The sequence below is a fragment of the Exiguobacterium sp. N4-1P genome (assembly GCF_002214325.1).
This window is the reverse complement of the sequence record NZ_CP022238.1, coordinates 188,062-208,050: the sequence shown is the minus strand read 5'-3', so window position 1 is coordinate 208,050 and position 19,989 is coordinate 188,062. Positions and strand designations below refer to the sequence as shown.

The 19,989-nt window shown below is 47.2% G+C and carries 28 protein-coding genes and 2 pseudogenes; 15 read left to right on the top strand and 15 right to left on the bottom strand.

Annotation, left to right across the window (positions count from 1 at the left end; translation table 11 throughout):
* Positions 1 to 27: 27 nt before the first annotated feature.
* A complete protein-coding gene (locus A0126_RS17595) occupies positions 28 to 1,011 on the top strand; it encodes a ring-cleaving dioxygenase (protein WP_088837070.1) in 984 nt (327 codons plus the stop codon).
* Between the two features lie 34 nt (positions 1,012 to 1,045).
* Entirely contained in the window at positions 1,046 to 1,588 is a 543-nt protein-coding gene (locus A0126_RS17590) for an NADPH-dependent FMN reductase (RefSeq protein ID WP_088837069.1), read from the top strand.
* A gap of 144 nt (positions 1,589 to 1,732) precedes the next feature.
* Here A0126_RS17590 and A0126_RS17585 read toward each other — a convergent pair whose 3' ends face one another.
* Complete coding sequence (locus A0126_RS17585) at positions 1,733 to 3,028, bottom strand: globin-coupled sensor protein (RefSeq protein WP_088837068.1); 1,296 nt, start codon at positions 3,026 to 3,028, stop codon at positions 1,733 to 1,735.
* A gap of 228 nt (positions 3,029 to 3,256) precedes the next feature.
* Here A0126_RS17585 and A0126_RS17580 point away from each other — a divergent pair, with 228 nt between their 5' ends.
* The gene (locus A0126_RS17580; protein WP_088837067.1) at positions 3,257 to 3,910 is read left to right on the top strand and encodes a homing endonuclease associated repeat-containing protein; all 654 of its coding nucleotides are present in this window, start codon (positions 3,257 to 3,259) and stop codon (positions 3,908 to 3,910) included.
* Positions 3,911 to 3,961: 51 nt separating this feature from the next.
* Here A0126_RS17580 and A0126_RS17575 read toward each other — a convergent pair whose 3' ends face one another.
* Complete coding sequence (locus A0126_RS17575) at positions 3,962 to 4,477, bottom strand: SRPBCC family protein (RefSeq protein WP_239456887.1); 516 nt, start codon at positions 4,475 to 4,477, stop codon at positions 3,962 to 3,964.
* Complete coding sequence (locus A0126_RS17570; protein WP_088837065.1) at positions 4,470 to 4,820, bottom strand: ArsR/SmtB family transcription factor; 351 nt, start codon at positions 4,818 to 4,820, stop codon at positions 4,470 to 4,472. Before A0126_RS17570 ends, A0126_RS17575 begins: the two co-directional genes overlap by 8 nt.
* Positions 4,821 to 4,967: 147 nt before the next feature.
* On the opposite strand from A0126_RS17570, the gene A0126_RS17565 reads away from it, so the two are divergent.
* Complete coding sequence (locus A0126_RS17565; RefSeq protein WP_088837064.1) at positions 4,968 to 5,825, top strand: LysR family transcriptional regulator; 858 nt, start codon at positions 4,968 to 4,970, stop codon at positions 5,823 to 5,825.
* A 102-nt stretch (positions 5,826 to 5,927) separates the two neighbouring features.
* Here the strand turns inward: A0126_RS17565 and A0126_RS17560 are convergent, their stop codons facing one another.
* Positions 5,928 to 6,299 carry a YciI family protein gene (locus A0126_RS17560; protein WP_088837063.1) on the bottom strand — a complete coding sequence of 124 codons (372 nt, stop codon included), beginning with the start codon at positions 6,297 to 6,299 and terminating at the stop codon, positions 5,928 to 5,930.
* Positions 6,300 to 6,529: 230 nt separating this feature from the next.
* Between A0126_RS17560 and A0126_RS17555 the strand changes: the two are divergent.
* Positions 6,530 to 7,857 (top strand): annotated as a pseudogene (locus tag A0126_RS17555) (IS3 family transposase).
* 209 nt (positions 7,858 to 8,066) lie between these two features.
* Here the strand turns inward: A0126_RS17555 and A0126_RS17550 are convergent.
* Together A0126_RS17550 and A0126_RS17545 are read right to left on the bottom strand one after the other, a co-directional pair.
* Entirely contained in the window at positions 8,067 to 8,531 is a 465-nt protein-coding gene (locus A0126_RS17550) for a GNAT family N-acetyltransferase (protein WP_088837062.1), read from the bottom strand.
* Between the two features lie 16 nt (positions 8,532 to 8,547).
* A complete protein-coding gene (locus A0126_RS17545) occupies positions 8,548 to 8,985 on the bottom strand; it encodes an NUDIX domain-containing protein (RefSeq protein ID WP_088837061.1) in 438 nt (145 codons plus the stop codon).
* Positions 8,986 to 9,270: 285 nt separating this feature from the next.
* Here A0126_RS17545 and A0126_RS17540 point away from each other — a divergent pair, with 285 nt between their 5' ends.
* Complete coding sequence (locus A0126_RS17540; protein WP_088837060.1) at positions 9,271 to 9,954, top strand: ABC transporter permease subunit; 684 nt, start codon at positions 9,271 to 9,273, stop codon at positions 9,952 to 9,954.
* Between the two features lie 2 nt (positions 9,955 to 9,956).
* Positions 9,957 to 10,859 (top strand): ABC transporter ATP-binding protein, encoded by a 903-nt coding sequence (locus A0126_RS17535; RefSeq protein ID WP_088837059.1) that lies wholly within the window; start codon positions 9,957 to 9,959, stop codon positions 10,857 to 10,859.
* Positions 10,860 to 10,980: 121 nt separating this feature from the next.
* Here the strand turns inward: A0126_RS17535 and A0126_RS17530 are convergent.
* Positions 10,981 to 11,094 (bottom strand): annotated as a pseudogene (locus A0126_RS17530) (helix-turn-helix domain-containing protein); the annotation flags it as partial.
* Between the two features lie 270 nt (positions 11,095 to 11,364).
* On the opposite strand from A0126_RS17530, the gene A0126_RS17525 reads away from it, so the two are divergent.
* From A0126_RS17525 to A0126_RS17515, 3 genes are all read left to right on the top strand, one after another.
* Positions 11,365 to 11,571: a helix-turn-helix transcriptional regulator gene (locus tag A0126_RS17525; RefSeq protein ID WP_088838481.1), complete on the top strand. Its 207-nt coding sequence runs from the start codon at positions 11,365 to 11,367 to the stop codon at positions 11,569 to 11,571.
* On the top strand, positions 11,568 to 12,263 hold the full coding sequence (locus A0126_RS17520; RefSeq protein WP_088837058.1) for a DUF3169 family protein: 696 nt from the start codon (positions 11,568 to 11,570) through the stop codon (positions 12,261 to 12,263). Before A0126_RS17525 ends, A0126_RS17520 begins: the two co-directional genes overlap by 4 nt.
* A gap of 384 nt (positions 12,264 to 12,647) precedes the next feature.
* The gene (locus A0126_RS17515) at positions 12,648 to 13,091 is read left to right on the top strand and encodes a hypothetical protein (protein WP_088837057.1); all 444 of its coding nucleotides are present in this window, start codon (positions 12,648 to 12,650) and stop codon (positions 13,089 to 13,091) included.
* A 33-nt stretch (positions 13,092 to 13,124) separates the two neighbouring features.
* On the opposite strand, the gene A0126_RS17510 is transcribed toward A0126_RS17515, so the two are convergent.
* From A0126_RS17510 to A0126_RS17500, 3 genes are all read right to left on the bottom strand, one after another.
* A complete protein-coding gene (locus tag A0126_RS17510; protein ID WP_088837056.1) occupies positions 13,125 to 13,631 on the bottom strand; it encodes a GNAT family N-acetyltransferase in 507 nt (168 codons plus the stop codon).
* Between the two features lie 12 nt (positions 13,632 to 13,643).
* Positions 13,644 to 13,886 carry a hypothetical protein gene (locus A0126_RS17505; protein WP_088837055.1) on the bottom strand — a complete coding sequence of 81 codons (243 nt, stop codon included), beginning with the start codon at positions 13,884 to 13,886 and terminating at the stop codon, positions 13,644 to 13,646.
* Positions 13,887 to 14,154: 268 nt separating this feature from the next.
* Positions 14,155 to 14,334 carry a hypothetical protein gene (locus A0126_RS17500; protein WP_088837054.1) on the bottom strand — a complete coding sequence of 60 codons (180 nt, stop codon included), beginning with the start codon at positions 14,332 to 14,334 and terminating at the stop codon, positions 14,155 to 14,157.
* A 70-nt stretch (positions 14,335 to 14,404) separates the two neighbouring features.
* On the opposite strand from A0126_RS17500, the gene A0126_RS17495 reads away from it, so the two are divergent.
* Entirely contained in the window at positions 14,405 to 14,941 is a 537-nt protein-coding gene (locus A0126_RS17495) for a hypothetical protein (protein WP_088837053.1), read from the top strand.
* Positions 14,942 to 14,957: 16 nt separating this feature from the next.
* Positions 14,958 to 15,443, top strand: coding sequence for an NUDIX hydrolase (locus tag A0126_RS17490; RefSeq protein ID WP_088837052.1), 486 nt, complete (start codon positions 14,958 to 14,960; stop codon positions 15,441 to 15,443).
* A gap of 4 nt (positions 15,444 to 15,447) precedes the next feature.
* Here the strand turns inward: A0126_RS17490 and A0126_RS17485 are convergent, their stop codons facing one another.
* Positions 15,448 to 16,095, bottom strand: a complete 648-nt coding sequence (locus A0126_RS17485) for a hypothetical protein (protein ID WP_088837051.1) — start codon at positions 16,093 to 16,095, stop codon at positions 15,448 to 15,450.
* An 81-nt stretch (positions 16,096 to 16,176) separates the two neighbouring features.
* Here A0126_RS17485 and A0126_RS17480 point away from each other — a divergent pair, with 81 nt between their 5' ends.
* On the top strand, positions 16,177 to 16,482 hold the full coding sequence (locus tag A0126_RS17480) for a hypothetical protein (protein ID WP_239456885.1): 306 nt from the start codon (positions 16,177 to 16,179) through the stop codon (positions 16,480 to 16,482).
* A 22-nt stretch (positions 16,483 to 16,504) separates the two neighbouring features.
* Positions 16,505 to 17,371 carry an NAD-dependent epimerase/dehydratase family protein gene (locus A0126_RS17475; RefSeq protein WP_088837050.1) on the top strand — a complete coding sequence of 289 codons (867 nt, stop codon included), beginning with the start codon at positions 16,505 to 16,507 and terminating at the stop codon, positions 17,369 to 17,371.
* On the opposite strand, the gene A0126_RS17470 is transcribed toward A0126_RS17475, so the two are convergent.
* From A0126_RS17470 to A0126_RS17460, 3 genes are read right to left on the bottom strand one after another with little or no spacing between them, the layout of a single operon-like run.
* Positions 17,314 to 18,315 (bottom strand): hypothetical protein, encoded by a 1,002-nt coding sequence (locus tag A0126_RS17470; protein ID WP_088837049.1) that lies wholly within the window; start codon positions 18,313 to 18,315, stop codon positions 17,314 to 17,316. The two genes, A0126_RS17475 and A0126_RS17470, sit on opposite strands and share 58 nt — an antisense overlap.
* Before the next feature lie 18 nt (positions 18,316 to 18,333).
* On the bottom strand, positions 18,334 to 18,681 hold the full coding sequence (locus A0126_RS17465; RefSeq protein WP_088837048.1) for a DUF3147 family protein: 348 nt from the start codon (positions 18,679 to 18,681) through the stop codon (positions 18,334 to 18,336).
* The gene (locus A0126_RS17460) at positions 18,662 to 19,069 is read right to left on the bottom strand and encodes a MarR family winged helix-turn-helix transcriptional regulator (RefSeq protein ID WP_239456884.1); all 408 of its coding nucleotides are present in this window, start codon (positions 19,067 to 19,069) and stop codon (positions 18,662 to 18,664) included. Before A0126_RS17460 ends, A0126_RS17465 begins: the two co-directional genes overlap by 20 nt.
* A gap of 105 nt (positions 19,070 to 19,174) precedes the next feature.
* Between A0126_RS17460 and A0126_RS17455 the strand changes: the two genes are divergently transcribed.
* Complete coding sequence (locus A0126_RS17455; protein WP_088837046.1) at positions 19,175 to 19,543, top strand: hypothetical protein; 369 nt, start codon at positions 19,175 to 19,177, stop codon at positions 19,541 to 19,543.
* A 1-nt stretch (position 19,544) separates the two neighbouring features.
* Here the strand turns inward: A0126_RS17455 and A0126_RS17450 are convergent, their stop codons facing one another.
* A complete protein-coding gene (locus A0126_RS17450) occupies positions 19,545 to 19,976 on the bottom strand; it encodes a DUF4362 domain-containing protein (protein ID WP_088837045.1) in 432 nt (143 codons plus the stop codon).
* Between the last annotated feature and the right edge of the window lie 13 nt (positions 19,977 to 19,989).

The window sequence follows — 19,989 nt, the reverse complement described above, 5'->3', positions numbered from 1 at the left end:
GAGATAATAATCAAAGGAGCGATTTTCATGAATGAATTAAAAGGAATCCACCACGTCACGGCGATCACAAGCAGTGCCGAGAAAAACTATGCGTTCTTCACAAATGTCTTAGGGATGCGTCTCGTCAAGAAGACCGTCAACCAGGATGACATTCAGACCTATCATCTATTTTTTGCCGACGACAAAGGGTCAGCCGGGACGGATATGACATTCTTTGATTTCCCCGGCATCCCAAAAGGAACACACGGTACAAATGAAATCTTTAAAACTGCTTTTCGCGTCCCGACGGATGCAGCGCTTGACTACTGGATTAAACGGTTTGATAAATATGACGTCAAGCATCGCGGCATCAAGGAACAGTTCGGGAAACAGACGCTCTCGTTCGTCGATTTCGACGACCAGCAGTACATGCTGATTTCAGACGAGTTGAACGAAGGCATCGCCTCCGGAACCCCGTGGCAAAACGGGCCCGTTCCATTAGAATTCGCGATTACCGGTTTAGGTCCGATTCACATCCGGATCGCGGAATTCGACCGGTTAAAAGACGTCTTGGAAAAAGCGATGCTGATGCGGGAAATCGATCAAGCCGGTTCCCTGCATTTGTTTGAAATGGGTCAAGGCGGAAACGGCGCCCAGGTCATCGTCGAGCATAACCTGTTACTGCCGAGTGGACGTCAAGGGTTCGGCACCGTCCACCACGTCGCGTTCCGCGTCGAAGACACGGCTGCCTTAACTGAATGGATCGAGCGGATGCAACAGTTACAATTCAACACATCCGGCTACGTCGACCGGTTCTTCTTCGAATCCCTGTATGCACGGGTCGCCCGCGGTGTCTTGTTCGAATGGGCGACAGACGGTCCCGGCTTCCTAGGCGATGAGCCGTACGAAACGGTCGGAGAAAAGTTATCCTTGCCACCATTCCTCGAATCCCAACGGCTACAGATTGAACAAATGGTCCGTCCGATTGATACCGTCCGAAGCACACGGACGATTGAAAAAGAATATCTTTAAGAAGGAAACACTACTTCAAGAGGAGGAAACGATCATGACAAAATTAAACATCGGCATCATCTTAGGCTCAACACGGGAAGGCCGTTTAAGTCCGCAGGTAGGCAGCTGGGTCAAACAACTGGCCGACCAACGCGGCGACGCCAACTATACGATCATCGACATCGCCGAGTACAAATTACCGCTGCTTGGTGAAAAGGACGGCGACGCAACAGGAGCAGCCGCCTGGTCTGAAGCAATTGCGGCGCAAGATGGGTTTGTCTTCATCACCCAGGAGTACAACCACTCAATCTCCGCTTCCTTAAAAAATGCCCTTGATTACCTCCGGGTCGAGTGGCATAACAAAGCGGCAGGGATCGTCTCCTACGGCTCAGTCGGCGGTGCGCGTGCGGCAGAACATTTGCGCGGCATCTTAGGTGAATTGATGGTTGCCGATGTCCGGGTCCACCCCGCTTTATCATTGTTCACGGATTTTGAAAATGGAGCTGTGTTAAAGGCGGCATCCGTCCAGGAAACTTCCGTGAACCAAATGCTTGACCAGGTCATCCCGTGGGCGACGGCCTTAAAAACGATTCGCTGAGCACCGCATCGTGGTGAAACACCTATGCAAGCGCACTAAAAAAGCGACTCCGGCACGATACCGAAGTCACCTGATTGCTACTCTTTTATAGACGTAAGGCGTAGTTCCGAAGCGGGAGCTACGCCTTTTAGTTCGCAACTTCCGTCATAACGTCGTTGCGACTTCCTGCAGGTCATCCGCCGTCTCGGCAATTGATTCTGCGACGGTCCGCATTCCTTCGATTGTGCCGGCGACATCCTGGGTATCGCTCGACAAGTCGACGAGTTGTTTTGAGACATGGATCGTCTGATTCGAAATCATCGTGAAGGCCGAGACGACACGCGCCATTTCATTCGTCGTCTGCGTGACTGACTGTTCCGTTCCCGCCATCTGACTCGAGACCGTCATCATTTTCGACGTGATTTCCTGCGCGATATCGGACGCTTCCGCGGCTGACCGTTTGCTTTCTTCCGCTAACTTGCGGATTTCCTGGGCAACGACGGTAAAACCGCGCCCCATCTCGCCGGCGCGTGCCGCTTCGATGGAAGCATTCAGACTCAATAAATTCGTCTGATCGGAAATTGCTGTTACCATCGCGGCGATCCGCTCGATTTCTTGCGACAAGAAGGCGAGCTGGGCGACCTGTTCCGTCGTCGCCTTCATGTCCGTGACGACGGCTTCGAAGCGTTGTGTCTCTGCTTCGACCAACTTGACACCATCTTCCGCCTCTTTGACGGCTTCTGCCAACTGACTTGAGATTTTCTCCGTCGTCATCGAAACGTTGTTCGCATGCCGCTCCATCTCCTGGAAACTTGCAGATGATTCTTCACTCATCGCCGCCAGTTCCTCGGTTGATTTTTGGACGGCGGCACCGACACGCTGTTTCGTCTCCAGCACACCTTGACGTTCCTCGTCGACAGTCGCTTCATACATCGTCAAAACGATTTGTTGTTCGAGATTGAATAACTTCCCGACAGAACGCAACATTTTCATCTTTTCGAGCTCCGGCCAAGTACTTCGTTCGACGTGTCCGCTAAAGACGTTTAATACATTCTGAAAAGCGGCGATGTACCACTTATTATGTAGGCCGATCTGAACATGACGCATGGCAATCCGTTGCCGTACCGCAATATAATCTGTCGTCACTTTACCTTCGAACATTTGTAAAATGTGCGTCGCAAGCGTCCCTTTTAACCGCTCAAGTGTCGAGTGCCGTTCAATCAGTTGCTTGAGTTCCGGCACACGGACGAGTTCTGCATAAAAGGCATCGACCATCTGTGGCATCCAGTCTTTAACGTCATCACGGATGACCCGGACGTTTTGTAAATCCTCGACCGTTAAATCAATCAATCGGAGTTGTTTCACTAAATCTGTCCCGAGTTCGAGCTCGACTTCGCTTGCGACCGACGCACGCGCTTTCTCAAAGTCGTTTCCTTGTCGGTTCGCTGACCACCATTTCATCATCCATTCCCCCAGTCATTCGTTCCCTCCCTACTATCGGTTCATTTTCCAGATATTAAACGCTTTCAACACACTTTTTTCTTTTCTAGAACAAAATCATATGGATGATCGGCTTATCGTAGTCGTTGATTAATTATTTCCTTATCTTACGGTTTTGTTAGTTAACGAACCCGTGACGAACTGCTACACTAGATTTAAGTTTTTCACCACTTTAAGGGAGACTCCGCTATGCGAAAGACCACTCACGCACTTCAACCCGATTTGACGGACTATCAAAAAATTATCCGCTTGATTCAAGGACTCCATCATATTCACCCAGAGCCGATGAGAGCAGCACATTATCAAAAGCTCGCTGCCTATCTTCCCTACCCGCCACTCGAAGAACTCGAACAGCGTTTTGACTCCTGGACGAATTTATTGCAGGAAGCGGGTGTTATCACGGAAGGACAACTGACACCGGCAGAACTGTCGACATTGAACCGACCAAAACCAGGAACAGGACCAAAAAAGCGCTGGACGGTGGAACAAAGCATCGCTCATTACGTCGAAACATACGGAACGCGCGTGACGATTAAACGCTATTCCGACTTACGCGAGACCGAGCGTCGCATGGTCAGCAGCAATACGATCATCCGCCATTACGGGACGTGGAAAAATGCGTTGGAACAGTTTGCTTTGTCCTCAAACGGCTGTTTTACGAACGAAGACTGTCTCAATGGATTACGGCAAGCCGCGGACGAACTAGGTGATCGTTTGACGAGTCAGACGTATGCACGGTGGGCGCGCGAACACCATGCGCCTTCATTAACATTATTGATTGAACGGTTTTCGAGTTGGCGGGAAGCCGTCCGGTATTATGAAGCTCATGATTTCGAAGCGTGACGACCGTAAAAAAAGGACCATCCCGCTCGAGGATCGTCCTTCTTCGACTTATCATGTGTTTACGTTGACAGCTAACCAGTGGTCAAGCCGTTCTAATTGTGACGTGAACCCTTCTTTCATTCCCATCTCAAGAACTTGACGGACGGCTTCCGCTGACCCGAAATCAGACCGGAAGATGACCCGCGTCTTTCCGTCAAGCGCTTCGAATGTCGTCTCATTTTCGCTTCCTGGTAAGGTTTCAGAAATCGTTCCTGCCTCGTCGGAAAAATAATCGGCATGGGCATAACGGACCGGGGCGTCGATACTCCGGAAGATTGCTTTCCCCCATGACTCCATCCCGTAAAAGTCTCCTTGTGCCGGATCCTGACACCGCATGCAGTAATGCCAAATGCCGTTCGGGACGAACTCGAACTGCTTGATTTCCGTCTCCCAGCCGGCTGGTCCCCACCATGCCTCGAGGTGATCTTTTTCTGTGAAAGCAGAAAAGACCAGGTCACGCGGTGCATCAAACGTCCACTCCATGATTAAGGTTGATCCGTCAAGCGTCGTTTTCAACTTTTCAGTCATCATCCGTCACTCCTTCAGTTGGTTTTTCCTGCAGCTCTAAAAGATACGATTCAAGGCGTAACATCCGTTCCTCGACTTGTTGTTCGAATGATTGGCTCCACGCCGTCAGCTTAAAAAAAGTTTCCGGACGCAAATGATAGATCCGCCGATTACCGAGCGGTTTTACCTGAACGATCTCAGCATCATGTAGCGTCCGCAAGTGCTTCGAGACTTGCGGTTGATTTAAACTCAATCGCTCCGCAATCTCTCCGACCGTCAACGGTCCCCGTTTCAACAAGTCGACGATCGCAAGACGGTTTGCGTCTGCTAAGGCGACGATGATCTGTAACATCGGTTCTGTCATGGCTGTCACCTCTTCTATATCTTCTATATACCCAAAAAGGAATATTCCAAAAGAGGAATATATAAATTTGAGCGAATTGATTGTCGCCACGAGCGGTTCTGCTGTATCGTCAATCACAGTGAACGACGAAGAAAGCGTGGGATTTCAATGAAAACGGAATGGTTGGAAGCATTTCAGATGACGGCTGAAACAAAAAGTTTGACGAAAGCGAGTGAGCTGTTACATCTGACACAACCGGCACTCAGTAAACAGATTAAGAATTTAGAACACGATCTCGGTACAAACGTCTTTCACCGCTCGGCGACGGGGGTCGCTTTGACGCCAGCCGGCGAAATCGTTTATGCTCAAGCCTTACAGATTTTGTCGCAACTGAGCGACATGCAACGGCAAATCGACCAATTGCAGGGTCAGGTTACGTTCACACTCGGGTCATGGCCGAGTGTCGCGATGTCCTACTTGCCGCAACACTTGGCGCTCCATCCGTCGGCAAACGGTCCGGAACTCAAAATCAAGACGGCCCATACGTATGTCGAATTGATGGCAGGACTCGAGCAACACCATTACGACGGTGTCCTGCTCGACGACCGGAAAATCGACCATCCGTATCCGTCGACGCATCTTTATACGGAACAGTTTTTACTCTATTTCCACCGTGAAGATGAACGGTTTACGGGGTGCGACGACGTCCGGTTCGACCAGATTGAGGCTGCTTCGTTTCTGTCGTTACCGACCGACTGCGACTCGACGAACATCTTAAAGGCGGCGTTCCAGGAGCGCGGTGCCACTTATACGGCTGCTTCCGAAATGGAGTTCGGGTCAAGCGTGCTCGGTTTCATCCGTGCTAAGCTCGGGATTGCCATCTTACCGGAGATTTTCCAGGACGGGCTTCCCCCGGAAATCCGGACATTGCCGATTACAGGGTTCGATGTCAAACGTGAATTATCGCTTCTGACGCGTGACGCGACGCATCACAAGACATTGCTCGGTTTGATTGGTCATGACTAAAACGGATGATCCACTATACGAAAACAAAGCTCGAGTTCCCGTTGTGCTTCGGGAAGTCGAGCTTTGTTTTTACATATAACCCGGCAAGTGGCTAATTTGACCTTAAGCATCCTTGACATCAAGCAGCGGCCGCACTTCCATCCGCCAGCCGTACTGTTCCGCTTCCGCAAGTTGCGTCGTCGGATGGAGCAGCGCCAAGTCGACGGCCTGCTCCAAATCATCCGCTTCAAAAAGGATCAGGCTGCCGATTTGCTCCGCTTTACGCGTATCCGGTCCATCCTGCCGTTCAATCTGACCACCTGACAATCTGGCTTGTTTCGTGTCCGCTCCCGGGTGCCACTCCTGCAAGACACGCGTCTGCTTAAAAAACTGTTCCAATGGTGGATTGCAGCGTTCCATGACGGCATCGAGCTCTTCTTGCGAGGACTGATTCATCTTTTCTGCATCGTAATAGCCGATGAATAGAAAGTACATCCAATCCCTCCTAGTTCTAAGGCTTTCCTGACACGTCGCTCTTTAAAAAAATACCCTGATTTCAGTTGACTTACTCGCTCAAGTCCCTTATTTAACAGAAAAACCCCTTGTCTCCCTGACTGAACTGAACCCTGAATGGTGGACACTTGATAAAAGACCCCATTCGGGGTTTTTTGTGTTTAAAGATATCGATATACTGTATCTATTCAATTTAGACGGGAGAATTATTCATGAACAGACGTACCTTCAATCCAGATCAAATCAGACAACTTGAAGCGAATCTTCACGTAGCCTCGGTATCAGATCGTACGATTCAATATAAAGGAGAATTTAAGATTCACGCTGTACGTGAGAATTTAGCTGGTAAGCGACCGATACAAATCTTTGAAGAAAGCGGCTTTGACCTGGACATGATCGGTAAGCGAACAACGAATGAAGCGTTGAAACGATGGCGGAAGACCTATCGCATTTATGGAGAAGAAGGACTCTTGAATGAGAGACGTGGAAAATCAAATCTTGGAGGTCGACCGAAAAAAGATGATTCCGTCGAACGACGCCTTGCGAAAGCTGAAGCACGAATCAAGTACCTCACAGCGGAGAACGAATTACTAAAAAAGCTCGACGCTCTCGAAAGAGAGGCGAAGTATCGAAACTAACCGCATCTGAGCGCTATCAGGCAATCAATATTGTCTTACGGAAGCAATCATCGGGCCGATTCGTGACGTATCTATGTACGCTCGCTGAAGTGAGCCGCAGTGGTTATTACGCCTGGCTCGCACGTACGGATAGTGTTTCCCTTCGGGAAGAACGCGACTATGCGGACTACCTACTTCTAAAACGTGTTCATGATCGTCACAAGGGAAAAATCGGCTATCGTGGTCTTTACATGGAGATGCTTGATCTTATTGGTGGACCGATGAATCATAAACGTATTTTGCGTATCATGAGGAAGTTTGGAATCGTGACGAAAATCCGTAGGCAGAACGCTTATCGTAAAATCGCTAAATCGACATATGAACATAAGACTGTACCGAACCACTTGAACCGTCGGTTCGATCAAGATGAGCCTGGTAAGGTATTCGTCACAGACATCACTTATCTCCGTATTGGATCTGGTCAAACTGTTTATCTCTCTTGTGTGAAGGATGTCGCTACACGTGAAATTATGGCACATCATCTATCTACAAGCCTCCATATGGAACTAGTCCTTCATACAACGAATAAACTCGCAGAACGACTTTAAGGGAATATACACCCGGAAGCCATGATACATTCCGATCAAGGATTCCATTATACGCATCCTGCTTATCAAACACGCATCCGTGAGATGGGAATGCTTCAATCCATGTCCCGTAGAGGAAACTGCCTGGATAATGCCCCGATGGAATCGTTCTTTGGGCACTTGAAAGATTATGTCGATTATAAATTAGCATCTGACCTCGATGAGGTCTGTGCCATGGTCGATGCTTACATTGATTATTACAATAGCGAACGAAGACAATGGAAACTACAAAAGATGACTCCGGTACAATACCGAAGCCATCTCATAGCAGCTTAATACGTTAAGGGTGCTTTTATTAAACTGTCCAAACTCTAGGGCTCAGTTCAGACCGGAAACAAGGGGTTTCTTATTTAATGGTAATCTTGCGTAACAGATACAGCGCGTACACCATTGACAGAATCGCCATGACGAGCACCGCAATACGCAACAGTCCAAAAATGAAATTCAATTCTATATTATCCGTACCTACATCGTTCTTGCTTTCGTTAGTTGAGCGACTTCGCGACAACTTGCCGCGTTTTTTCAAAACCGATTCGCTCGTAAAAGACATCGACCCCGTCGTTGCTCATCCAGTAATCGAGTTCAACCTTATGTATTCCTTGCTCGCGTGCCCGCCGTTCAATGTCTTCGAGCAACAGGCGACCGTAGCCGTTCTGCTGTTTCGTATCCATGATACAGAGATGATGGACACGGACTTTCGCGTCAGCAAACTTAAATGCACTCTCAGCACGTCTGACGTACTCAATCCACGCGTAACCGATTGCTTCATCCTCCACTTCGAGGACCAGGAACTGATACAGCGCTTCCCCGGCGATTTTCGTAAAAAAAGCACGGACGGCATCAACGTCGTACGGCTTAAAATGATGCGGTTGCTGACGCACATGCGGCTCATGGACGTACCGGTTGAGTCGTGCCAGGACGTCGACGTCCGTTGTTTCGATGATTCGCATCGATTACACTCCCGTCTTAATGTGTGATTTGCCCATTGAAGATATACGGCACCGTTTGTTGTTTCGTCAAGATGTGTTCATACTCCGGCTCGAGCTGCATGTAGCGGACGGCGTCCGGAATCGCAACCCATGTGATGTCTTCGATTTCATCCGGGAAGACGGTGCCGATGACACCACCGACGATTTCCGATGTGAAAAAGAAGAACAGGCAGTGTTCGTCGACTTGCGGGAAAAACGCTTCACTGACGTGTAACAGGTCTCCGACTTCGACGTCAAAACCGGTCTCTTCCTTCGCTTCGCGAATCGCTGCTTCCGGTAAGGTTTCACCTGCTTCGACCGTCCCGCCCGGTAGCGTGTAGTACGAATACGACGGGCCGATGTTTTTGACCATCAACAGCTGATCCCGCGTCTCATTGAATAAGACATTATAGACGATATTTTTCCGTACAGTCATTCCTTACTCCCCCCCCATGGACAGATGGTATTTTTTAACTTACTTACTATAACATATTCCATTTCAAATACAGCAAGGAGTTATCACAAAACGATAAAAGGTAAATTATCCCTAATACATAATGCTTATGGTACACTTATTCCATCTAAAATCAGGGTGTTGCCTTATCTGATAATACACTGGTGCAAACTTCCTGTTTTATTACGGACGACTAATAAGGTGAGCTGATTTTTAATTTTTTATCACATCCTGCACCCACTAACTCTTACTTAGAAGGAGCAAGCTATGATTCCAATCATTCGAAATGAATTTTTCCAGACGTTTAAAAGTTTTAAGTCCGTCGCAATCGTCCTATTTTTTACGTTAACCTCCTTTTTGACTGCCACTTATCTCGCGAACCATCCAGAACTGTTAGGAGATGGAGGCAATGACTCGGCTTATACATCAAGCATCAAGTTTTCAATTTTCTTTTTAGGTTTTCTGTTCGTCTTCGCTGTCTCGCATGACATCGTGAATCGTGAGCTCGATGATCAAACGGTTCGCCTGCTTGTCAGCAAAACGTCCCGTTTCAACATCATCGCCGGTAAGTTTCTAGGATCATTTTTGTTTTGGGTTTGTTCGATTTCCATCAGTTTTTTTGTTGTAACACTCTATGCCAAGTCCACATTTTTTCTTGATTACCTGACTGTCATCACAGTCCTGTTCTTCATCACTTGCTTAAACGTCTTGTTGTCGACAGTTCTTACTCGGCCAGGCATGACGATGTTCGTCGGTATTCTATTGGGTGTTCTCTGTCCCGTCCTCGGGTTTTGGGCCGCTTTTTCGAACACCTGGTATTTGCTGTCCTTCAAGTATCTCTTACCGTATTATTATGTCGTCGCATCCGGCGGGTATCTCGTTGTTCCGTTTTTACTTGGTTTACTGTTTCTCGCAGCGTCATATTTCATGTTTAACAGAAGGGATTTGTAACGATGGTAGCAATTGAAGTGCGTGACTTACATAAGCAGTATGCGACAAAGGATGTCTTGAAAGGAATTCAACTCCGCGTCAAGCAAGGGGAAATCTTTGGTTTTTTAGGACGAAATGGCGCCGGCAAGTCGACGTTCATTCATATCTTGACCGGTATCACCCAGCCGACGCGTGGTTCGTTTACGATTTTAGGGGAAACGCATCACCACATGGATGCGATTAAACAGAAAATCGGTGTCATGCCGGATACGTCCAACCTCTACCAACACATGAAGGCACTTGATTTTTTGAAGTACATGGCGGCACTCAAAGGTGATAGAAGAAATACGACCAAGTTAAAAAAATTACTTGAACAAGTCGGGTTGCAGAATGTTGCCAAACAAAAAATTAAATCGTTTTCATTCGGAATGAAAAAGAAAATCAGCATTGCCCAAGCTCTACTCGGCAACCCGGAACTCCTTTTCCTCGATGAACCGACGTCTGGTCTTGATCCAGAATCCGCCATCGAAATTCAGCAGCTGATTGTCTCGTTAAAGGACCAAGGCAAGACAATTTTTCTGACATCGCATAATTTAACGGAAATCGAAAAGATTTGTGATACCGTCGCCATCATGACAAATGGTTTGATTGCAAAAATCGGGACAATCGCACAACTAAAACGCGTGGCGAACGAGACGATTCGTGTCCACCTTCGGACCAGTCCGTCACTTGACACGTCGATTTTACAGCATTGCAAAATAAACGACATCCGGTTCATCAAACATGAACAAGATTTTGCCGTTGTAGAAGTGAAAGAGGAAGAAGGTATTCCACTCTTGATTGAACAGTTGACGGCAGCGCGTATTAAAGTCTACGAAGTCAACATCGAAGCTATGTCTTTAGAAGATGTCTTCATGACGGTCTAGGAAACCCTCAACTTCTTACATGAAGGTGAGGGTTTATTTTTGTAATGATCTGTCTTTCTAATATCCTACGTCTTCATATTTATCCAATCCTTGATAGATTGTTGAACTACCTCCACCTACGCTTCGCTAAGAAGTGGTTGAAGACGAAGCGCGAACAACCGACGGTCTTCGCGATCAGGATTTCCTGCTCTTTTGTCGGGTATGTTCTGAATTTGCAGGCCTTGTGTGTCAACATGATGTTCACATCCTTACAAAGGATATACCCGAAAGAGAGGGTGGCGATTCATCTCCCACTTTCACTAGGGCTTCACCCGGATCGTTTAGAAGTGGGCGTATTCTCGCCTAATTTTGATAAAGATCACGCTTTAAGTAATCATGCATGATGGCTTTTCCAAGCATATAGTTGCTCTAGAAGGAATAAAAAACGACTAATCCCTTTGTCTTTTTGACTAATATCATTGTCATCAAGACGAGTATTGGTTATAATTCAAGTGAGGTGAAGGAAATGAAATCAAGATTAAAGGAACTACGGGCACGCCATGGATGGAATCAAACAGAATTGGCAAAACGCGCCAACATCTCACGTCAGACTGTTAGTTTGATTGAACGGGAGGAATTCATGCCGTCGCTCTTGATCGCTACTAAAATTGCCCTAGTTTTCGAGACGACAATCGAGAATATTTTTCAATTCGACGAGGAGGAATTACTGTGAAAAAAACTCTACAAATGATCGTACGGATACTTGTTGGTGGCACCATTGGATTTTTCGTAATGTATTGGATTATGAATAGTCCGCTTGAAGGACTCGCCTTCTCACACTACAGTTTCATCGTAAACGGTCTACTGCTTGTGATACTGGTAGGATTACTTCTGTTTTCGCTGATTCGTTATCGTCAAATTCAACGTCTTCTCAACCAGTCACTGACGGGTGATGCTGAAGATGTGGCAGACCAACAAATGTATCGCTGGTTCAGCGATGGTACGCTGAGTTTAAACTTAACCCTCCCAATCAGTCTTGCTCTAGTCAGCGTAAATTTAGTACTCGATCAACAACTCCCACTAGTTGTGATTGGAACCACTTTGATTGTTGTCGGATTGGTCGGTTCAATCCATTTTCAAACGCTTGTTCAGCAGATGTATCCGGAACGGAACCTTCCTGACGTCAGTGAAACGGATTACGGAATGAAACTCCTAGCGGCATCTGATGATGGTGAGAAACATATCATGCTCGAAGGACTTTATAAAACACATTCTGTTGTTAACATGATGTTGATTGTCGGAATCATCTTACTGCTCTTTTATTCCTTGTTGACGTCGACCTCTCAGTTATTCAGTATTTTCGTGATCACCTTGATCTTAATCGTCAGCAATACAAAATATTATTTTTCGATTCGAAATCGTTAAAAGGAAAGGAAAATCATCATGCCAAAAAATTATTGCTGTCGTTCTGACATCAATTTTTGTTTCTAGCGTCTTGACATATTGGTCCTATACACCGATGTCGGAACGAGCAGACGATACGTTGTATACATCAGCAAGCGAATTATTCATCTTTCAACGGATTTAAAGGTTTTTCTTCTGTCCGATTTACATTTATCTTACAAATATTTTATATGTACTATCAGGTGCCGTCATCGGAATAATTCTGATTTTACAGTTCACGAAAGGTGATTTTGATATTCCGAGTTCTCTGACGATTGCTGGATCATCAGCTATGCTCTACTTCATCGTATCTTGGATAATCGAACGAACTGGGCGGCGTTCTACATAAGAAAAGGATGTTTTCGTATGTTCAACAAACTGATTGCCGCCGGACTGACGTCAATCGTAACATCGGGTCTGTTGACTCTGATTTTGTCCATCTACGCATTTTTCCAAGATTTCGGCGAAGATGTCTATTTTTCAGCCGTTGATCTTTTTTTAATCTACACCGTTTATTCGTTTCCAATAATTTTAATTTCAGGACTTATGGTTGACTTACTTATGAAACGAATCCTTTTGTTCTTTCCGACTAGTCGGAACACTTTTTTCATATCAGCTGTTCTCTATGGTTTGTCCGGCAGTCTAATTGCCCTAGCCCTCCTGCTGTTCAACCATGAGGGCAACTATGTATTCAGCGACCTCTATTTTTTGTTGCTCGCCATTTTGCTCGCCGGGTCATCGGCTTTCTGTTATTTTTGGACATCTTATCAGTTGCAACGAAAGCGACCGCTTACTCCCCCTAAAAAATGACTCCGCTCAACGGGAAAATTCGCTAAAAACACCTTACCGTCTCCAGCTGTAATGCATCAATTGTATCCGTTGACCGTCTAACACCGCTTCTTCTTTCTTGTCTATCGGCTCAAATCCGTTGTGCTCCAAGATTTTTTGTGAAGCGATGTTTGCATCCGTCGTTTTGGCCTGGACTTCATCAGTGTCGTGTTCCCGACATTGTCCGAGTAGCAAGCGGACGGCTTCTTTTGCGATTCCTTTTCCCGCATGTACTTGTCCGATCCGGTAGCCGAGTTGAGCAGTTTTTTCGATTTGGTTCCGGTCGACCAGATTGATCCGACCGAGAATTGTTCCGGCTTCATTCTTGATCAGGTAAAAGAACGAATTGCCGTCTTGCTGTTCCTGCAGGAGCGCCGCGTGCCGTTCCTTAAACGTCTCCGGCAAGTAATAGGCGTCGCCCCGTGAAGGAATCGATTGTTCGAAGTAGAGACGGTTTTCGATTTCAAAGGCATAGAGTGCTTCTGTGTCTTTCGCGGTACAGCTCGTCAGTTGGATGTTCATGTCATCCCCTCTTCATCTCAAGAATTGTTGCAACAAAAACACGAGCAGCCATAATAACAGGAGGCCCGTCGTATTGACAGCGATGGTTTTAGACAACGGATTTTTCGACGTGTCCCGGAAACTGAACACGTACAGGACGAACATTGTCACGTACAGGACAAAAAACCACTGCGTGACTATAAAAAGGAGCATTCCGGTAATCGTTACGTTTGTCGACAGGCGATCTTGTTGTTGATTTTTGATTCTCGCAAACATCTAGTGTCCTCCGTTCTGCATCATCTCACTTTTTCTTTTAGTACATTATCCCTCGTTAATAAATCCAATTATTCCTTCCTTTTCCTATATTTTATAATTATAATCATATAGAATACCGTTCTGCATCATCACTCAAGTCAGGAACATTCATGTTTATCAAACGAAAAGCAATTGATTTAGCCAGCAATCATGCCGGTTGCTGTTGTGAGATCCGTTCCATGACTGATTGAAACATCCCGTCTGCTAAAAAAAGACACAACGCTAGAAATTACTGTGTCTTCGGTCCCTTTTGCTTTTTTCCGAGAAATAATAGTGCACACAGCAGGAAGAGCGTTCCTAAACCAGCGCCGACGAGCATCGCGGAGTCAAACAGGTTACTCAGTCCAAGTCCCCCCATGATGACGGCAGCATACAGCAGGAGAAATATGACTGTATAATTTTTCTTCAATTTGCATCAACCTCCTATATCGCTAGTATACTCGGACATTCATTCATTTGAATACACGCAGCCTCAAGAAATGGACGTGATTCTAGTCTTTTACCGCAAAATCATCGTCGCCTCACTTGCAGGTTCACTGTTTGCGATCGTACTCGGACTGTTCGTACCGGATCCGAGTGCTGATATCGGTTATTCAATCCTGCGCTATCTCTCGACCGTGATCATCAGTATTCCTGCCTATTTGATGTACAGCTTTCCGGTCATCTTCCTTTATGGTGGGACGACATCGATTTTGAGTGAGACACTCAGTCGATTCATCTACCGAAACCAAGAAAAGAATGCAAAAGAAGTCGTACTTTCCGGCATACTCCATGTATCGTTCGGTCTCGTTTTTCTTGTCCTCAACCCACTTATCGCTTTCCTCAGCGTGATTGCTGCCGTCCTGTTTTTTACGGTTGATTGTTATTTACGAAAAAGACAAGCGACGTACCGATGGACGCAGGCATTGATGAGCCTTGAGATCCCACTCGCCGTCTGGATCCTGTTCTCGGGAACCGACTATCTTATAGGTCTGTTCCAATCCCTAATCACCCTCTTGCAGCATACTATCAACTGAAAAGGAGTCGTTACATATGTCAGTAACCACCTGCCATCGCGCGTTTGGCGTCTATGGCTTACTCGTAAAAGACCATCAATTATTAGTCATCAACAAAAATGGCGGTCCGTACATTAATCGCTATGACCTCCCGGGAGGCAGCCTCGAAGCGGGCGAAGTGTTAGCCGATGCGATGCGTCGCGAGTTCTGCGAAGAGACGGGGCTCGAAATCGAAATCCTCCAAAACATCGGCGTGATTGACTTTAAACTGCCGTGGCTTTGGCGAAGTTTCACCGACGTCCACCACATCGCCGTCTACTACACCGTCAAGGCAATCGGCGGTGCCATTACTGTTCCGGAGCAATTCGACGGACAGGATTCGCTCGGGGCTGTCTGGGTCTCGGAACAGGACGTGACGCCTGACAATGCATCACCGCTCGTCCTCAAAGCCTTTGACTGGATCCGGTCGGCACAGTTAGGGATTGAAGCAGAAACGTATGATGCCTGGACTGTTTTGAAGTAATGTTTTAAAACACTGCTTTCAATTCTTCCCCACCTTCAAATACCTCACCGTCTTCATCCACATATTCGACTTGGATCGTGCCATGCGGGAGGTGGTTGTTTGACTGCAGTGTTGTACTCAAGTTGTTTAAACGCTTTTTGTCAGTCGTTTGTTGCTTGCGGTGAAGGGTGATACTGATGGTCGGTGAAAGTTTCATATCACGATAATCCACCTCGGCACCCGGCTGAAGATTTAACGCCATCACGCTTTCTTCATCAAAATGGACAAGATAATCCGCATCGTTCCCGAACACCGCTCCAACTGACGGCTGGATGACCGCGACCACGTCGGCTGTCCACTGTTCGACGTAATAGGTATCCACAACTTTATTTGTCGACTGATCGAGATAGACTAAAAACTCAATGCCTGTTTTGCGATCGATGACTTGTGCCGCGTAATCAAATGCTACATGATTCCCCATGTTGTCAAAGTAGACGTCTACAACTTCGGCCTCTTCATAATGTTGTTCCAGATAAGCTTCTGCTTGGCGTTTGACGATTTTTTCCTGCTCCGCGTCTGGTTGCATCGACCGGATGAAGAGGACTCCGAGTATTATAGTAGTTCCGAGAATTAATCCAAAACCGAATAACATACCTTTTACGAATCGACTCATCTGTCTCCTCCTGTAGTGAGCGTCCTATCCATACGGAGCAAAATTTAACGTGATGCCATTTCTTAGCTAAAGAAAGTGTAGGTGGAATCCTCGAAATACAAAATCCAGTTCTTGTTGGTTAGTTGCCTGACGTCATTCGTTTTATGTGCCTGTTCGGCAGACGACGCCTACGTCATCGTCGACATACAAGGAGACCAGATCTTTTTAGGACCGGACGAACAGGACCCGGACGCCTCCTATGCGTTGACAGAAGTCACGGTTGACCGGAAAACACGGATTTATGGCAAGCGGGACAACCGATCCGTTTTAAAGAAACATGACGTCATCCGGTTCGACTATCGGACGGATCAGGAGCCGCTTGTCGAAACGATTGAGCACGGCAATTAACGATAGAAAGAAGGTCATCCTTATGGAGATTACAGGAAAACGGATTCTCGTCACCGGGATCAGCGGAACACTTGGCCCACGGGTCGCCCGCCGTTTTATAGAAGAAGCAACCGAAGTCCGGGGGCTCGTCCGGAGCGAAGGACAAGCCGACCGTTGCAAACAACTTGGGATTACGCCCGCGTTCGGTGACTTGATGGACGCCGCGTCGCTTGAAACAGCGATGCAGGACATCGACATCGTCGTCCACTGTGCCGCTTACCTCGGCGACGACATCGAACTTGCCGTAGCAGCGAACGTCACCGGAGTCGAATATCTCGCGGCTGCCACGCTTGACGCGCGCGCCTTATTCCTCCACATCTCGACGACTTCCGTTTACGGCGAACCGGCGGGCGGTCTCATAACGGAAGCGACGCCACTGAGCGACGATCATCCGGCACCGTACATCTTGACGAAAGTGCGGTCCGAACGGATTTTACAGCAGTATGCGGCTGACGGGCTTGACGTCATCATCCTGCGTCCCGGTGCGATCTGCGCCGAAGAAAACTCTTACTGGGGCGACCGTCAAGTCCAACGGATGCAGGAAACAAAAGTTGTCACGTGGGTCCATCCGGATGATGTGGTCAACTGGGTCCACGCCGATAATCTGGCGGAAATGGTTCACCTTGCCGTCCGGCGCGCAACACCGGGAGATATCTTTCATGCGGTTGACGCCAACATCCCGGAGACCGAATTTCGGATGCAACTGATAAAGGCGTCCGGTAAACCCTATCAGATGCCGGACCGACCGGTTGAATGCCCTCTCTACACAACGGATAAAATTAGGACGCTCGGCTACACACCTGTTCGTTCGTTTTCGGATACGATGCAGCGATTGATTGAGTTGTTTTGAACGTATCTTTGACAGCAATACTGAAAGACGCTATGACGTGAATTAATCAGGCGTGACGGCGCTTGAGTTCCGCTCTTTGCATCTGCACACAGTAACGCCTGCTCGAACTCGACGCGCATGTTGTTGAAGAACAGCAAAACACGCCGACCCGCGACCGTTTTCTTGAAATGACACAGCTCCTGAAAAAACGGCGACTCAATCAAATGAAGAAAATCAGAAATCATCTGCTCTGACGCGTCACGAAGATTGATTTCCATATCGTGATGCTTCAGCTTGTATCCTTTTCGAAACCAACGTTTGGTCGGACGCGGAATGAGTGTATAGGACACGCCGTAACTTTGGACGAACTGTTCATACTGACGCTGATTCGCTTTGCTGCACGAGATGACGAATTCCTGCATCGCCAGTTCCTTCACCAATTGCGGTAAGGCGGACGGCACACCATCGACGGAATATGGCAAATCAATCGTCACCCAGTTTGCCTCCGGATCGATTCCGTATGTTTCTTCCACTTGTAAATCAATCGCATCGGGACTCAGGAATTCTGCACCTTGATCGAAATAAAAGTCCCCGGTCACAGTCTTGTTATTTCCCATCGCTTCTTCAAACAGTTCGCCCGCCGGCTCCGTCGTCCAATACGAACGCATGTAAGGATTGTAGAGAAATTGCAGTCCGTCTTCCGTGTAACAGCCGAGTGGCAACATCGACTGATGAAGCGTATGTAAGTCAGGCAACGCATCCGACGTAATTTCCTGTTCAAACGTCGTGTAATCGGTCATGAACACGGAACCGCTGAAGCGGGTAAACAGTTGTGTCCGAAGAATCCGCTCCAGTTGCCGGGCAGTCAGATTTTCAAACGTGACGCGTTTTAACGGCAATTCTTGCATGCGGATGTGACTGAATTTATAGCGCGGGATAAAAAAAGCATCTTCTTTTTGAGACATCGTTCTGCTACGTTTATTTTACAGCCGGCTAATAAAAAGTCCGACTTGCTGCTGAATCGTCCAAAAAATCCACCAACATCCACCAGCCAGTAACACGCTGATGAATATGGACACCCCTTGATTGAGTAATATGTATAAGATCAGCACCAGAAAAAATGTTGCCGGCAATCCATAGAGTACACTTTTAACGAACATCGTCACTTCCGTTTTAGACTGTCCTTGTTGAACCAACCAAATCAGACTGAGCAGGCTGACGAGTGGAAGTGCTGCGATCACACCACCATATGTCACCGAACGGCGTGCCACTTCTGTCACGATCCCGATGACGACTGCGCTTGAAAGCACCTTAATCAGAAAAGCAGTCATCTGCCGTCTCCCGAAATAACCGAAATGCCTGCTGAATCGACTGTTGTTCGTCAGCCGATAACTGACGGAGTACGTGCGCGACACGATCGACGTCGAGTTCTGTATGTGACCGAACTGCGCGTAACCCTTCATTCGTTAGACTCACATGAACCACCCGTTGATCGTCTGAAGCACGATTTTTTTCGATATAACCGAGTTGTTCCAGCTTTTTAATATGTTCCGACGCCGTATTCGGTGAAAGGGCAAATTTTTCAGCGACCTGTTTAACCGTAATCGGTGCCGTCATCTGAATCATCTGCAAAATACGCACGCTTTGATGTGACAAATTTTCTTTCCATTGCGGATGAAGATGGTAATAGAGTCTAGCAAAATCTTCATGAATCGTCATCAATATCCCCCTTATATATATCGCATGAGGCGATTATATCGTAATTAACGACATATATAAAGTATTTTACCAATCACCTACACTAAAGAAACGAGGTATCACTTTATGAAACGTATTCTCTCACTTGCCCTCGCAGTCAGTCTCATCCCGTTAAGCGGCTGTTCCGACGACACGACACGTGTTTCGACGACTGATACAATCGCCGCAGAAGCCCGTCAAAACAAAGATGCCGACTTAATCCGAATCAAAGACCGTGTTTACCAGCTATCCGATGCACCCGTGACGCTTACACAGGCAGACGTCAAATCGTTTGCGACCGTCACGAAACAATTGACCGCAAACGAGCCCTTAGCGGAAGGGATGGCGACAGACTGGCCGGCAGGAACGAAACTGTACCGGGGCGACACGACGGGTGTCATCTACATTTTCGAAAAAAATCAAGCGTACTTGTATGAAGCGATTCCGGAAGGCTGATTTACTTTCCGAGTTCTGCTGCCGTCGCTTCGAGTAACGGATGATTTTCTCCTTCGGCACAATCCGTCAACAGATAGACGTGCGTTTCACCTATTTGGTCTTTTTTCAACGCCTGACAGCTTTCCCCGTCCCGGTCGTCCGCTTGGTTACCGAACTCATCTTGCGACGAATCAAGTGAATAACTGAACTGTTTTCCGTCATACGTGACGTCCTGAAAAACCGGGTCACCTTCTGTCGTGTAGGAAGTAATCCGGATGCTGTCCTTGCCTTTTTGATCGACTTGGTTCAAAAATGTCTGGAACCGTTCCACATTCTCACGACTTGGCATCGTTACAATATCACCATTTTCGATTGCTTGTTCAATCGGATAACTTTTTCCACATCCGACAAGAACGACTACCAAAACAAGACCTACCCATCGTTGCTTCACCATTTGTCTGCCTCCT

Bases quoted from the DNA above. Each gene is read 5' to 3' on its own strand.
- A0126_RS17465 (WP_088837048.1), bottom strand. From the start codon at position 18,681: ATGACTGCTTTTCTGATTAAGGTGCTTTCAAGCGCAGTCGTCATCGGG.
- A0126_RS17525 (WP_088838481.1), top strand. From the start codon at position 11,365: ATGAAATCAAGATTAAAGGAACTACGGGCACGCCATGGATGGAATCAA.
- A0126_RS17540 (WP_088837060.1), top strand. From the start codon at position 9,271: ATGATTCCAATCATTCGAAATGAATTTTTCCAGACGTTTAAAAGTTTT.
- A0126_RS17470 (WP_088837049.1), bottom strand. From the start codon at position 18,315: ATGTCTCAAAAAGAAGATGCTTTTTTTATCCCGCGCTATAAATTCAGT.
- A0126_RS17455 (WP_088837046.1), top strand. From the start codon at position 19,175: ATGAAACGTATTCTCTCACTTGCCCTCGCAGTCAGTCTCATCCCGTTA.
- A0126_RS17505 (WP_088837055.1), bottom strand. From the start codon at position 13,886: ATGTTTGCGAGAATCAAAAATCAACAACAAGATCGCCTGTCGACAAAC.
- A0126_RS17460 (WP_239456884.1), bottom strand. From the start codon at position 19,069: ATGACGATTCATGAAGATTTTGCTAGACTCTATTACCATCTTCATCCG.
- A0126_RS17590 (WP_088837069.1), top strand. From the start codon at position 1,046: ATGACAAAATTAAACATCGGCATCATCTTAGGCTCAACACGGGAAGGC.
- A0126_RS17585 (WP_088837068.1), bottom strand. From the start codon at position 3,028: ATGAAATGGTGGTCAGCGAACCGACAAGGAAACGACTTTGAGAAAGCG.
- A0126_RS17570 (WP_088837065.1), bottom strand. From the start codon at position 4,820: ATGACAGAACCGATGTTACAGATCATCGTCGCCTTAGCAGACGCAAAC.
- A0126_RS17545 (WP_088837061.1), bottom strand. From the start codon at position 8,985: ATGACTGTACGGAAAAATATCGTCTATAATGTCTTATTCAATGAGACG.
- A0126_RS17515 (WP_088837057.1), top strand. From the start codon at position 12,648: ATGTTCAACAAACTGATTGCCGCCGGACTGACGTCAATCGTAACATCG.
- A0126_RS17490 (WP_088837052.1), top strand. From the start codon at position 14,958: ATGTCAGTAACCACCTGCCATCGCGCGTTTGGCGTCTATGGCTTACTC.
- A0126_RS17510 (WP_088837056.1), bottom strand. From the start codon at position 13,631: ATGAACATCCAACTGACGAGCTGTACCGCGAAAGACACAGAAGCACTC.
- A0126_RS17485 (WP_088837051.1), bottom strand. From the start codon at position 16,095: ATGAGTCGATTCGTAAAAGGTATGTTATTCGGTTTTGGATTAATTCTC.
- A0126_RS17595 (WP_088837070.1), top strand. From the start codon at position 28: ATGAATGAATTAAAAGGAATCCACCACGTCACGGCGATCACAAGCAGT.
- A0126_RS17550 (WP_088837062.1), bottom strand. From the start codon at position 8,531: ATGCGAATCATCGAAACAACGGACGTCGACGTCCTGGCACGACTCAAC.
- A0126_RS17475 (WP_088837050.1), top strand. From the start codon at position 16,505: ATGGAGATTACAGGAAAACGGATTCTCGTCACCGGGATCAGCGGAACA.
- A0126_RS17575 (WP_239456887.1), bottom strand. From the start codon at position 4,477: ATGACTGAAAAGTTGAAAACGACGCTTGACGGATCAACCTTAATCATG.
- A0126_RS17450 (WP_088837045.1), bottom strand. From the start codon at position 19,976: ATGGTGAAGCAACGATGGGTAGGTCTTGTTTTGGTAGTCGTTCTTGTC.
- A0126_RS17495 (WP_088837053.1), top strand. From the start codon at position 14,405: ATGGACGTGATTCTAGTCTTTTACCGCAAAATCATCGTCGCCTCACTT.
- A0126_RS17560 (WP_088837063.1), bottom strand. From the start codon at position 6,299: ATGTACTTTCTATTCATCGGCTATTACGATGCAGAAAAGATGAATCAG.
- A0126_RS17535 (WP_088837059.1), top strand. From the start codon at position 9,957: ATGGTAGCAATTGAAGTGCGTGACTTACATAAGCAGTATGCGACAAAG.
- A0126_RS17580 (WP_088837067.1), top strand. From the start codon at position 3,257: ATGCGAAAGACCACTCACGCACTTCAACCCGATTTGACGGACTATCAA.
- A0126_RS17565 (WP_088837064.1), top strand. From the start codon at position 4,968: ATGAAAACGGAATGGTTGGAAGCATTTCAGATGACGGCTGAAACAAAA.